The organism is Tsukamurella sp. NPDC003166 (genome assembly GCF_040611135.1).
Taxonomy (GTDB): Bacteria; Actinomycetota; Actinomycetes; order Mycobacteriales; family Mycobacteriaceae; genus Tsukamurella.
Window position 1 is genome coordinate 296,999 of sequence record NZ_JBEXNL010000004.1, and the last position, 12,406, is coordinate 309,404.

12 protein-coding genes and 1 pseudogene are annotated in these 12,406 nt (G+C 71.6%); 8 read left to right on the top strand and 5 right to left on the bottom strand.

Features of this window, described 5'->3' with window-relative positions:
* The first annotated feature begins 30 nt into the window (after window positions 1–30).
* The 5 genes from ABZX10_RS07390 (at window position 31) to ABZX10_RS07410 (ending at window position 5,309) form a co-directional block, all read left to right on the top strand.
* On the top strand, window positions 31–1,236 hold the full coding sequence (locus tag ABZX10_RS07390) for a cysteine desulfurase family protein (RefSeq protein WP_355536549.1): 1,206 nt from the start codon (window positions 31–33) through the stop codon (window positions 1,234–1,236).
* Window positions 1,236–2,333: a tRNA 2-thiouridine(34) synthase MnmA gene (gene mnmA, locus ABZX10_RS07395; protein ID WP_355536552.1), complete on the top strand. Its 1,098-nt coding sequence runs from the start codon at window positions 1,236–1,238 to the stop codon at window positions 2,331–2,333. Before ABZX10_RS07390 ends, mnmA begins: the two co-directional genes overlap by 1 nt.
* Window positions 2,326–3,333, top strand: coding sequence for a hypothetical protein (locus tag ABZX10_RS07400; protein ID WP_355536555.1), 1,008 nt, complete (start codon window positions 2,326–2,328; stop codon window positions 3,331–3,333). Before mnmA ends, ABZX10_RS07400 begins: the two co-directional genes overlap by 8 nt.
* Before the next feature lie 17 nt (window positions 3,334–3,350).
* The gene (locus ABZX10_RS07405; protein WP_355536558.1) at window positions 3,351–4,679 is read left to right on the top strand and encodes an ammonium transporter; all 1,329 of its coding nucleotides are present in this window, start codon (window positions 3,351–3,353) and stop codon (window positions 4,677–4,679) included.
* 108 nt (window positions 4,680–4,787) lie between these two features.
* Window positions 4,788–5,309 (top strand): hypothetical protein, encoded by a 522-nt coding sequence (locus ABZX10_RS07410; RefSeq protein ID WP_355536561.1) that lies wholly within the window; start codon window positions 4,788–4,790, stop codon window positions 5,307–5,309.
* A gap of 6 nt (window positions 5,310–5,315) precedes the next feature.
* Here ABZX10_RS07410 and ABZX10_RS07415 read toward each other — a convergent pair whose 3' ends face one another.
* The gene (locus ABZX10_RS07415; RefSeq protein ID WP_355536564.1) at window positions 5,316–5,726 is read right to left on the bottom strand and encodes an MmcQ/YjbR family DNA-binding protein; all 411 of its coding nucleotides are present in this window, start codon (window positions 5,724–5,726) and stop codon (window positions 5,316–5,318) included.
* Between the two features lie 57 nt (window positions 5,727–5,783).
* Here ABZX10_RS07415 and ABZX10_RS07420 point away from each other — a divergent pair, with 57 nt between their 5' ends.
* Window positions 5,784–6,647: a TIGR03619 family F420-dependent LLM class oxidoreductase gene (locus ABZX10_RS07420; protein ID WP_355536567.1), complete on the top strand. Its 864-nt coding sequence runs from the start codon at window positions 5,784–5,786 to the stop codon at window positions 6,645–6,647.
* On the opposite strand, the pseudogene ABZX10_RS07425 reads toward ABZX10_RS07420, so the two are convergent.
* Window positions 6,619–7,988: pseudogene (locus ABZX10_RS07425) on the bottom strand (FAD-dependent oxidoreductase). The gene ABZX10_RS07420 and the pseudogene ABZX10_RS07425 sit on opposite strands and share 29 nt — an antisense overlap.
* Here ABZX10_RS07425 and ABZX10_RS07430 point away from each other — a divergent pair.
* On the top strand, window positions 7,987–8,370 hold the full coding sequence (locus ABZX10_RS07430) for a glyoxalase superfamily protein (protein ID WP_355536570.1): 384 nt from the start codon (window positions 7,987–7,989) through the stop codon (window positions 8,368–8,370). The pseudogene ABZX10_RS07425 and the gene ABZX10_RS07430 overlap by 2 nt on opposite strands.
* A 45-nt stretch (window positions 8,371–8,415) precedes the next feature.
* Entirely contained in the window at window positions 8,416–10,488 is a 2,073-nt protein-coding gene (gene ligA, locus ABZX10_RS07435; RefSeq protein ID WP_355536573.1) for an NAD-dependent DNA ligase LigA, read from the top strand.
* 13 nt (window positions 10,489–10,501) lie between these two features.
* Here the strand turns inward: ligA and ABZX10_RS07440 are convergent, their stop codons facing one another.
* From ABZX10_RS07440 to ABZX10_RS07450, 3 genes are all read right to left on the bottom strand, one after another.
* A complete protein-coding gene (locus ABZX10_RS07440; protein WP_355536576.1) occupies window positions 10,502–11,245 on the bottom strand; it encodes a hypothetical protein in 744 nt (247 codons plus the stop codon).
* Between the two features lie 65 nt (window positions 11,246–11,310).
* Window positions 11,311–11,607: a hypothetical protein gene (locus ABZX10_RS07445; protein ID WP_355536579.1), complete on the bottom strand. Its 297-nt coding sequence runs from the start codon at window positions 11,605–11,607 to the stop codon at window positions 11,311–11,313.
* An 89-nt stretch (window positions 11,608–11,696) separates the two neighbouring features.
* Complete coding sequence (locus tag ABZX10_RS07450) at window positions 11,697–12,350, bottom strand: amino acid-binding protein (RefSeq protein WP_355536582.1); 654 nt, start codon at window positions 12,348–12,350, stop codon at window positions 11,697–11,699.
* Window positions 12,351–12,406: the final 56 nt, after the last annotated feature.

A 12,406-nucleotide genomic window follows, 5' to 3' on the forward strand; every position in this document is an offset into this window, starting at 1 on the left:
CGCGCGTCATCCGCGTATTCTTGGGACGCGATGACTCCCGACCGCGAGAACCCCGTGTACCTCGACCACGCCGCGGACACCCCCATGGTGCCCGAGGCGCTGGCGGCGATGGCGCAGGCCGCCGCGCGTCCGGGCAACGCCTCCTCGCAGCACGGCTCCGGCCGGCGCGCGCGGCGCATCCTCGAGGAGTCCCGCGAGTCGATCGCCCGCGACCTGGGCGCACGACCGTCCGAGGTGGTCTTCACCGGTGGTGGCACCGAGGCCGTGAATCTGGCGGTCAAGGGCCTGTACTGGGCCCGTCGCGCCGAGGATCCCGCCGCCGTCACGGTGATCGCCTCCGCGATCGAGCACCACGCGGTGTTGGACGCGGTCGAGTGGCTGGGCGAGCACGAGGGCGCGCACGTCGTGCTGCTGCCCGTCGACCACCGCGGCCTGGTGGACCCCGCGGACCTGCGGGCCGCGCTCGACGAGGCCGCCGGCACCGTCGCCCTGGTCAGCGTGATGTGGGCGAACAACGAGGTGGGCACGCTGCAGCCGATCGCCGAGCTGGCCGCCGAGTGCGCCCGCGACGGCGTGCCGATGCATTCCGACGCCACCCAGGCGGCGGGCCACGTGCCGATCGACTTCGACGCCAGCGGTGTGGCGGCGCTGACCAATGCGGCGCACAAGTTCGGCGGACCGCAGGGCGTCGGCGCGATGCTCATCGGCCGCAACGTCTCCCTCGTGCCGTTGGCGCACGGCGGCGGCCACGAGCGCGACCTGCGCTCCGGCACCCCGAACGTCGCCGGGGTGGCCGGCATGGCCGCGGCGCTGCGGGTGGCCGTGGCCCGGATGGACGACGAGTCGCCGCGTCGCGCCGCGCTCCGCGACCGCCTCCTGGACGGTGCCCGCCGATTCGAGGGTGCGATCGCGAACGGCGGTGCCGCGCACGGGATCCCCGCCCTGCCGGGGATCGCGCACGTCTCCTTCGCCGGCTGCGAGGGCGACTCGCTGCTCATGCTGCTCGACGCTCGCGGGATCGAATGCGCCACGGGTTCGGCCTGCAGCGCCGGCGTCGCCCGGGTCAGCCACGTCCTCGAGGCGATGGGCTCCGACCCGGCGACCGCCCGCGGATCGCTGCGCTTCTCCTTCGGCCCCGAGACCACCGAGGCCGACGTCGACGCGGTGCTCGAGGCTCTGGGCCAGGTCGTGGACCGCGCCCGTGCCGCGGGCCTGTCCTCCGCCGGGACGCGCTGATGCGCGTCCTGGCCGCGATGAGCGGCGGCGTGGACTCGGCCGTCGCGGCGGCGCGGGCCGTCGAGGCGGGGCACGACGTGGTCGGCGTGCACCTCGCGCTGTCCGAGGCCCCCGGAACGCTGCGTACCGGTTCCCGCGGCTGCTGCTCCAAGGAGGACGCGGGCGACGCCCGCCGCGCCGCCGACGTGCTCGGCATCCCGTTCTACGTGTGGGACTTCGCCGATCGTTTCCGCGAGGACGTGATCGACGACTTCGTCGCCGCCTACGCCGCGGGGGAGACCCCGAACCCGTGTCTGCGCTGCAACGAGAAGATCAAGTTCTCGGCCCTCGCCGAGCGCGCCTACGCCCTCGGCTTCGACGCCGTCGCGACGGGCCACTACGCGCGGCTGGACGGCGGCGAGCTGCGCCGCGCCGTCGACGCCGACAAGGACCAGTCCTACGTGCTCGCCGTGCTGACCGCGGAGCAGCTCGCCCGCGCGATGTTCCCCGTCGGCGACACCCTCAAGCCGGCCATCCGCGAGGAGGCGGCCCGCCGGGGCCTGGCCGTCGCCGACAAGCCGGACAGCCACGACATCTGCTTCATCCCGTCCGGCGACACGCAGGCCTTCCTCGGCGCCCGGATCGGGGTCCGGCCCGGCGCCGTCGTCGATGCCGCGACCGGGGAGCGCCTCGGCGTGCACGCGGGCGTGCACGAATTCACCATCGGCCAGCGCAAGGGCCTGGGGCTCCCCGGCCCCGGACCCGACGGCGCGCCCCGGTACGTCACCGCGATCGACGCCGAATCCGGCGAGGTCCGGGTCGGTAGCGGCGCGCAGCTCGACGTCACGCGCATCGTCGCCGACGGTGCCGTCTGGACCTCCGGAACGGCGCCCGAGGGCCCCGTCGACGCGATGGTGCAGGTCCGGGCGCACGGCGGGCTCGCCCCGGTCACCGCGCGCGCCGACGGCGATCGCCTGATCCTCGACCTGCGCGAGCCGCTGCGCGGCGTGGCCCCCGGCCAGGCCGCGGTGCTGTACGCCGTCGACGCCGAGAAGGGCGACCTGGTGCTCGGCTCCGGCACGATCCGCTCGACCGCGCACGACGCGGCCCATGTCTGATCCCCTCGCACCGCTGGTCGGCGGCGTCACGGGGATCGGCTCGGTGCCGGGCACGGACCCGCGGGAGGCGACGGCCACCGTCGTCGGCGAGCTGGAGGTGCCCTTCCTGCCCGAGCTCCCGAACCGGGGGATCGGCGCCGACATGATCGGCCGCAGCGCCGGTCTGCTCGTCGACATCGGGTTCGACGTCTCCACCACGGGCTATCGGATCGGCGTGCCCGACGGTCGCGTCGCGCGGCTCGCCGACGACTACCTGGAGCGGGACCTCGACGCCTTCGAGGAGGCCTACGAGGTCGCTCGTCGGCGCGGCTCGGGAACGGTGAAGGCGCAGGTGGCGGGCCCGCTGACGCTGGCCGCCGGCCTCGAGCTGCCGAACGGGCACCGGGTGGCCCGCGACCGTGGGGCGATGCGCGACATCGCGGCCTCGCTCGCGGAGGGCCTGGTGCGGCACGTCGCGGATCTGCGCCGACGATGCGGTGCGGACGTCGTGCTGCAGCTGGACGAGCCGTCGATGTGGTCGGTCGTGCACGGCACCGTCCCGGCGCTGACCAAGCTCGATCCCGTGCGGGCGATCCCCGCGATCGAGGCGGCGGAGCTGCTCGCCGCGGTGGTCGACGAGGTTCACGACGCTGGTGCGCCGGTCCTCGTTCATCTGTGCGGCCCGATCGTCTGGGACGTCGTGCGCCGGGTGCCGGTCGACGGTGCGCTCGTCGACGTCACCCGCCTCGCCGCCGCCGACTACGAGGGATTCGGCGAGCTCGTCGAGTCGCGCCCGGTGATCGGCCTCGGACTGGCCCCGACGGTGCCCGGCCGGCGCTCGGCCGCCGACCTGGCGGCGCCCGCTCTGCGCGTGTACGACGAGATCGGCCTGCCGCGCCGCGATCTGACCCGGGCGACGGTGACTCCCGTGTGCGGTTCGCCCGGTTCGCCCGGGATTCGCCCGATTCTGGACGCGTGCAAGGATATTCGGACTGTCCTCGCGGAGTCCTCGGTCGAGTAGGTCGCTACACTTCGGCGATGTTCCCGCACACCGGACCAGTCGATGGTGCAGATACCGCCTGGCTGCTCGCCGCGTTCGCGCTCGTCCTCCTCATGACGCCGGGGCTCGCCCTGTTCTACGGCGGCATGGTGCGGAGCAAGAGCGTCCTCAACATGATGATGATGTGCCTGACCGCGATCCCGGTGGTCTGGCTGCTGTGGGTGGTCTTCGGCTACTCGATGACCTTCGGGCCGGACCGCGGCGGCGTGATCGGCGATCCGACCACCTTCGCGGGGCTGCGCGGGCTGCTGGGGGCGTTCGCTGCGGACGGCTCCGACTCCGGCGCCGTGCCGCTGGTCGGCCACGTCCCCGCGCTGCTGTTCGTCGCCTTCCAGGCCGGCTTCGCGATGGTCACCGTCGCGCTGATCGCGGGCGCCGTCGCCGACCGCATGCGCTTCGTGTCGTGGCTCGTGTTCGCGGGGCTGTGGGCGACGCTCGTCTACTTCCCCGTCGCCCACTGGGTCTTCTCGATCCCGGGCCTGACGGCCGCGCACGGCGGCTGGATCGCCGAGCACCTGAAGGCGATCGACTTCGCCGGCGGCACCGCCGTGGAGATCAACTCGGGCGCCTCGGCGCTGGTCATGGCGCTGCTGCTGGGCCGGCGCGCCGGCTGGCCCCGCGACCCGATGCGCCCGCACAACCTGCCCTTCGTCATGCTCGGCGCGGGTCTGCTGTGGTTCGGCTGGTTCGGCTTCAACGCGGGATCCACGCTCGCCGCCAACGGGTCGGCGGCGTTGATCGTCGCGAACACGCTCGGCGCCGGCGCGGTGTCGATGGTGGCCTGGTTGATCGTGGAGAAGGTCCGGCACGGCAAGCCGACCTCGTTCGGCGCGGCCTCGGGAGTCGTCGCCGGGCTGGTGGCGATCACCCCGTCGTGCTCGGCGGTGACCCCGATCGGTGCGCTCGCGGTGGGCGCCGCCGCGGGTGCGATCAGCTCGTACGCGATCGAGCTCAAGTACCGGTGGCGGTACGACGATTCGCTCGACGTGGTCGGCGTGCACCTCGTGAGCGGTGTCGTCGGCATGCTGATGATCGGCCTGGTCGGCAGCGCCGCCGCCCCGGCGGGGCGCGACGGCCTGCTCTACGGCGGCGGTCTGGACCAGCTGTGGCGCCAAGCCGTGGCGGTCATCGTCGTGCTCGGTTACGCGATGGCGGTCACGCTGGTGATCGGGCTCGCGCTCAAGGTGACCATCGGGCTGCGCGCCGACCCGCAGCACGAGGCGGACGGCCTCGACGACGGCCTGCACGCCGAGTCGGCGTACGACTTCCACGTGGTCCGCGGCGGGCGCCTCGAACCCGGACGCTGACCCCCGCGAACCCGCCCCCGTTCGCCCTCGGCGATCTCCCCTCGACAGCCGCATGCATTCGGAGTAATCATGTAATCATGTAATCAGGACCGATCGAGGAGGTCGCACATGATGGCAGGACGAGGTCCGCGCACCGAGGTGCCGGACGCGAAGGATGCGGGGGACTGGTTCGCCGGCCGGCTCCCCGAGGACTGGTTCGACGGTGCGCCGCGGGTCACCGTCGACCGCGACGAGATCGTGGTGGTCGGAACGCTGCCCACGGACGGGGAGCAGTCCGCCGCGCAGCGCGAGGGCCGCGCCGCCCGGTTCCGCGAGGACACGCGGGATCAGCGCATGCGGATCGCCGACGAGGCGCAGGAGCGCTACCGCCGGCGGGTCTCGTGGGGCGTGACGGCGGGCGACGAGACGATCCTGTTCACGCACCAGGCGGTGCCGGTGATGTCGCGGCTGCGGCAGCCCGAGCGGCTCGTGCTCGACACGCTGGTCGACGCCGGCGTCGCCCGGTCCCGGGCCGACGCGCTGGCATGGTGCGTACGCCTCGTCGGCGAGCACACGGAGGATTGGCTCGCGCAGCTGCGGCAGGCGATGAGGGACGTCGACGATCTGCGGGAGCGGGGCCCGGGGATCTGAGGCCGGTCAGGCGTCCGCGCCCGCGTCGAGTGCCGCGATCGCCCGCTTCGGGGCGATCAGGCGGTAGCTCGCGTCGACCAACTCGCGCACCTCGTCCCAGTCGACGGTGCCGATCGTCAGGTCGAGGCCCAGCCAGCCCGCCGAGGCCATGTAGGCGGGCAGGTAGAACCGCTCGTCCTGTTCCAGAGCCGTGCGCTCGGCGGGGTCCGCGATGAACAGCACGCTCGTGTTCCGCTGCTCGTGCGGGCGGTGCTCGGTCTTCTTCGTGCCGCCGCCGTACATCGCGAACATCTTGCCGCAGCGGAAGGTCGGGCGGCCGTGCGCGACCTTCTCGGTCGCCTCCGGGAAGGCGAGGGCGATCGCGCGGACGCGGGCGAGGACGGGGTCGTCGTCGGCGAACATGATCGGGTGCGGCATGCGTCCAACGTAGGCGGAATACCCACGCCCGTCGATGGAACGTGTTCTACTTTCAGGGTGATCACACAGGGAGTCCGGGTCGGCATCGTCCAGTTCACGTCGGACCGTGGGGTGCCGCCGCACCTGATCGCGCCGCTCATCGAGGCGGCGGGCTTCGCGTCGTACTTCGTACCCGAGCACGGCCACATCCCCACCCGGCGCGACGCCGCGCACCCGGGTACCGGCACGGCGGAGCTGCCCGACGACCGCTACCTGCGCACGCTCGACCCGTGGACCTCGCTGGCCGCCGCGGCCGCGGTCACCGAGCGGATCGAGCTGTCGACCGCGGTGGCCCTGCCCGTGCAGTCCGACCCGATCACGCTCGCCAAGACGATCGCCACCGTCGACCACCTGGCCGGCGGACGGGTCGCCCTGGGCGTCGGATTCGGCTGGAACCTCGACGAACTCGCCGACCACGGCGTCCCCGCCGGGCGTCGCCGCACCATGCTCCGCGAGTACCTCGAGGCGATGCGCGCCCTGTGGCGCGACGAGGAGGCCGCCTACGACGGCGACTTCGTCTCCTTCGGCCCCAGCTGGACCTGGCCCAAGCCGCCCGGTGCGCTGCCGGTCCTCGTCGGCGCCGGCGCGACCGACAAGAACTTCACCTGGATCGCCAAGAACGCCGACGGCTGGATCACCACCCCGCGCGACCGCGGGATCACCAGTGCGGCCGCACGCCTGCAGGAGATCTGGCGCGAACACGGGCGCGCGGGCTCGCCCCGCATCGTCGCCCTCGATTCCGTGCCCGACGGTGACCGCCTCGCCCGGTGGGGGGCGGCGGGCGTCACCGATGTGCTCTTCCCCGTGGATGATTCGAGTGTCGAGGCGGCCACCGGGTACCTCGAGCGGCTGGCTACCGCAGTGGGTCCAGTCCCGCGGTGAGCGCGGGTGCGCGTCCCGTGGTGATCTGTTCGGCCAGAAGCTCGCCGGTGAGCGGTCCGAGCGTCAGCCCCCACATTCCGTGCCCGCCGCCGACGTAGACGCCCGGTGTGGCGGTGCCGCCGATGAGCGGCAGGCCGTCGGCCGAGAGCGGGCGTGAGCCCACCCACTGCTCGTCGATGCCCGACCAGTCGATCCCGCGCAGCAGCGGCCGCACGGCGTCGTTGGTCACCCGGATCCGTTTGGGGTTCAGCGGCTTATCGGGGTCGGCGAACTCCATGATCCCGGCCACCCGGATGCGCGGGCGGCCGTCGGCACCGTCGGGCCGGGGCGTGATCGCCGCACGCGCGGCGGGGAAGTAGGTCGCGCCCTGCAGCGGGGAGTCGATGGGGACCGAGCAGCTGTAGCCGCGTCCCGCGAACAGGGGGATCCGCACGCCGTGCGCCGATGCGAGGCGGGGTAGCCAGGCGCCGGAGCACAGGACCGCCGCGTCGTGAGTTCGTCGATCCCCGTGCCGATCACGCGGGCGCGGGCACCGTCGCGCCGGACCTCCGTGACGTCGACGCCGGTGCGGAGCTCTCCGCCGCCCGCGATCACCGCGTCGGCGAGCGCCTGCACGTACGCGCCGGGGTTCAGGTACCGCTGTCCGCGCAGTCGCAGCGCGAGAGCGACGTTCGCGGTGAGGTGCGGCTCGTACTCGCGCGCTGATCGGGGGTCGAGGAGGGTGATGTCGATCTGCTGGCCGGCCGCGGAGACGCGCGCCAGCTCGTCCAGGATCCCCGTGGCGTCCTGGAGGCTCGCGAAGCCCACCGTCATGTCGTGCGCGTGCAGCTCTCCGCGGACGCCGGCGGCGATCTGCCGCTCGAAGGAGTCGTAGATGTGGGCGTTGAGTGTGGCATAGGTCCGCATCGAATCGGCCCACTTGTGCGGCGTGCAGTTCAGGGCGAACGCGGCCATGAACCGCGCCACCGCCGGGTCGGTGGAGGGTGCCAGTGCCACCGGCGACGACGGTGAGAGCAGCGCCCGCGGTCCCTGCTTGAGGAGCGCCGGCTCCGGGAGGGGGATGGTGAACGCCGGGCTCAGCCAGCCGGCGTTGCCCCAGGAGGCCCCCGCGGCGGGACCGATCCGGTCCACGACGGTCACCTCCACACCCCGCTGTTGCAGGCTGAAGGCGGTGGACAGGCCGACGACCCCGGCCCCGACGACGATGGCCTTGTGGGCCGTGCTCGAGTCACTCATGGCACGACTATGGGGCACGCGTCGCGCGCGCGGAGGCGAATCGGCACGAACGGGACATCGCGCCCGCGGGGTCGACGGCCCGCGGCGTGCGTAGTCTGATCCCATGACCGAGTTCGGCGGGCCCGCGGTGCCGGTGCTGCGTATGTTCGACCGGGACGCGGCGGTCGAGTTCTACACGGCCTACCTGGGTTTCACGCTGGAGTGGGAGCACCGGTTCGAGCCGGACCTCCCCGCGTACGTCGCGGTTCGCCGCGGCGGCGTGGTACTGCACCTGTCGGAGCACTTCGGCGACGGCAGCCCGAACTCGGTCGTGTGGATCCCGGTCGCCGACGCCGCCGCGTTGCAGGCCGAGCTGGCGGCGCACCGTCATCCCCGGTCCCGGCCCGGCCTCGACCCCGGCGGCCCCGGCGGCCCGACGGTGACCGTCATCGACCCGTCCGGCAACGAGCTGCGCTTCGCGCAGCCTCCGCGTGAGAAGGAGCGGTGAATCGGCGGCGCGGAGCTGTCGGTGCCCTCGACTAATCTGACTCCCATGTCGAAGGAGCTGACCGAGGACGACCGCCGCGCGTGGGAGGAGCTCGCGGAGGAGGTGCGCGGGCACCAGTTCCGGTACTACGTGCAGGACGCGCCGGTGCTCTCCGACGGCGAGTTCGACGCACTGCTGCGCCGCCTCCAGGAGATGGAAACGGCGTTCCCCGAGCTCGCCGTCGCCGATTCGCCCACCAAACTGGTGGGCGGCGGTTTCTCCACCGAGTTCACGGCGGTGGACCACCTCGAGCGGATGATGTCGCTCGACAACGTCTTCGACGAGGGGGAGCTGCGCGACTGGGTCGCCCGCGTCCAGAAGGACGTCGGGGGCGAGGTCGTCTTCCTCACCGAGCTCAAGATCGACGGCGTCGCCCTCAACCTCGTCTACGAGAACGGCTCCCTGGTGCGCGGCGCCACCCGTGGCGACGGTCGTACCGGCGAGGACGTCACGCTCAACGCGCGCACCCTGCGGGACGTGCCGCACGTCCTCACCCGGTCGGACGAGTTCCCGATACCCGAGGTCCTCGAGGTGCGCGGCGAGGTCTTCTTCCGGCTGGCCGATTTCGAGGAGCTCAACGCCGGGCTCGTCGCCGAGGGCAAGCCGCCCTTCGCCAACCCCCGTAACTCCGCCGCGGGATCGCTCCGGCAGAAGAACCCGCAGATCACCTCCCGTCGTAGGCTCGGCATGATCTGCCACGGCCTCGGCCGGATCGAGGGGCAGTGGTCACCGTCGAGCCTGCACGACGCGTACCGGGCGCTCGGCGCGTGGGGCCTGCCGGTCTCGCAGTACACGAAGCAGGTGTCGGGGGCCGACGCGGTGGTCGAGCGCGTCTTCTACTGGGGCGAGCACCGGCACGACCCCGAGCACGAGATCGACGGCCTGGTGGTGAAGGTCGACGAGATCTCCCTGCAGCGCCGCCTGGGCGCCACGTCCCGGGCGCCGCGCTGGGCCATCGCCTACAAGTACCCGCCCGAGGAGGTGACGACCAAGCTCCTCGATATCCGCGTCAACGTGGGTCGCACCGGGCGGGTCACGCCGTACGCCTACATGGCGCCGGTCACCGTGGCCGGCTCCACGGTCGAGTTCGCGACGCTGCACAACGCCTCCGAGGTGGAGCGCAAGGGCGTCCTGATCGGCGACACGGTCACCATCCGCAAAGCCGGCGATGTGATCCCGGAGGTGCTCGGCCCCGTAGTCGACCTGCGCGACGGCACCGAGCGTCCCTTCGTCATGCCCGTCACCTGTCCCGAGTGCGGCGCGACCCTCGCCCCCTCCAAGGAGGGGGACGCCGACATCCGCTGCCCCAACACGGAGACCTGCCCCGCCCAGCTCCGCGAGCGGCTGTTCTACCTGGCCGGGCGGAACTGCTTCGACATCGAGGGCCTCGGCTACGAGGCGGCGTCGGCGCTCACCGCTTCGCCGGTGCTGCACAACGAGGGGGATGTCTTCTCGCTCACGGCCGAGGAGCTGCTGCAGGTCCCGCTGTTCACCAACGACGGCGGCGCGCTGTCGGCGAACGCCCAGCGCCTGCTGGCCAATCTCGCGGTGGCGAAGAACAAGCCGCTGTGGCGCGTGCTCGTCGCCCTGTCCATCCGGCACGTCGGCCCGTCGGCCGCGCGGGCGCTCGCGCAGGAGTTCGGCAGCCTCGACGCCATCGCCGAGGCCGACGTGGACCGCCTGGCGGAGGTCGACGGTGTCGGTCGCACGATCGCCGAGGCGGTCATCGACTGGTTCACCGTCGCCTGGCACCGCGAGATCGTGGAGAAGTGGCGCGCCGCGGGCGTGCGCCTCGAGGACGAACGCGACGAGTCCGTGCAGCGCACGCTCGAGGGCCTGTCGATCGTGGTCACCGGTTCGCTCCAGAACTTCTCGCGCGACGAGGCCAAGGAGGCCATCCTGGTGCGCGGCGGCAAGGCCGCCGGCAGCGTCTCGAAGAAGACGGCGTTCGTCGTGATCGGTGACGCGCCGGGGTCCAAGGCCGAGAAGGCCGAGCAGCTCGGGGTGCAGATCCTCGACGAGGCGGGCTTCACGAAGCTGCTGGCCGAGGGGCCGGAGGCGTTCGCCGAGGCTGAATGAGCGAGCTTCGCAGTCAGCTCATCGTCGCGGGATCCACGGAGAGATCGTCAACGGTCTCCGCGATCTCGAGTCTGTGGAGCGCGACGTACCTCTGCTTCTGTACGAACGCCGAGCCACGTCCGGATCGGGTGTTCGGCAACGCCGCCGGAAGCGTCCTGTGGCGGCTATCGCCGGGTGTCGTCAAGAGGAATACCTGGTATCTTCCTTCGGACCAGCCTGCGTTCCTGCTCGTGCGAATCACTTTCGCGATCTTTCGGTCGTACCGGTCGTCCGATCCTTCAAGTCGATTCGCCTCTTGTTCGCTCCACACGACCTCATCGCGCCTCAACAGAATCGTCGGCACTTCGGGTTGAATGGCGCGGTTCGTGTAGAAGGCAATCCTCTCGACCGGCCTGAACGCCCTTCCCGACTGGCACACGTACGCCCCAGTTGCAATATACAAGTCCCAGGCGTTCTTGGCGGGCACGATAACAGTGTCGACCGTGGTATGGGGCTTTTCCCGGTAGATTTCTCCGGTTCGGTCGACGGCCTCGATCCATCGCGCGGCGTCCTCGCCGAGAAAACCTGCCGCTCTGTGAATCCGCCGCATCTCGAATGGAACGTCCACGTTGATCATGGAGTCGTGGTGGGCTAGGCGATTCCGGAGCTTCCGGATAGCCTCCAACTCGCTGCTCACTTGCTTGCGGGCTCCGCTGGATCCGGGGAACGCGTGATGGAGCCCCTGCTTCCACAGCTCGTCGTGCTTCGTACCGACCATTCCTGACCAGAATCCGAAGGACAATCCCGCGATGATTTGGTGCCGGTTATCCTTGCCCCGGGGCCTCAGTCGGTTGGCACGGTTGCGATCGCCTCGTCCATGAGGGGCGTCGTCGGAGGCGTTCGCAGGAACCACGGGATACCGGCCCCTGCCTCATCGAAGTGGTCGGCAAGGGCGGTGTCGATCGCATTGCGCAGCACTACTTCGAGGTGTGCGACCAACTCGAAGAGTGAGACCGACATGCGTGAACTCCATCTGTAGAGTTCCAGTGCTTTCTCGATGTCATCGTCGCTCTGGCGCAGGTACGGTGCCAGGCGCATATCGGAAAGAAGTCGGACCAACCCATCGGTTGAGCGTGGCATTCGTCGATGTTAGCCTGGTACCGAACGCCCCGGTGTCGCCTCTGTTGTGCTTCGGCACGGCATGCGCCCGGGGCTTTGTCGTGCCTGCGCTACCTGACCAGCACCGTCGCCACGATCCCGGCGAGGTAGCCGAGCCGGGCGACCTCCGAGGGGCGGAAGTCGGGTCCGCCCGGGCGGCCGACGAGCACCACCTTGCCGATGGCGCCGAGCGGCGCGGCGGCCAGCTTGGTGTCCATCTGCTGCCAGGCCTGCGGCACCCAGTCGGCCTCGCCGTCGAAGGCGACGGGGCCGCTCAGCGGGAGGAAGCCGAAGTCCGTCGGCGGCGTCTCGGGCAGGCCGGACGAGCCGTGGGCGGGCCACGGGGTGTCGGGGCTGTTGGTGAGAACGGCGCACCAGCCGACGCGCAGGACGCGGGGGACCTGGTCCACCAGCATCTGCAGCTGGTCGTGCCTCGCGGCCGCCACGTGGTCGATCAGCTCCAGCTCGCGGTGCGTGTCCAAGACGTCCGCGTACGGGCGGATCGAGTCGACGGTGATGCCGTCGAGCGCCTCCGCTGCGGTGATCAGCGTGTCCGGCAGCGACTGCGGCCCCAGGTCGACGACGATGTCGTCGACGGCGAAGCCCTCACCGCGCTCCACGACGTCGAGCGAGAGGATGTCGGCGCCGACGGAGCCGAGTGCCACGGCGAGGGAGCCGAGGCTGCCGGGACGGTCGGTGAGGCGAACGCGCAGGAGGTAGGACACCCCACGATTCTGTCACCAGTATCGCGACGGTGCAGGTCCGCGCGCGGCGTCATGAA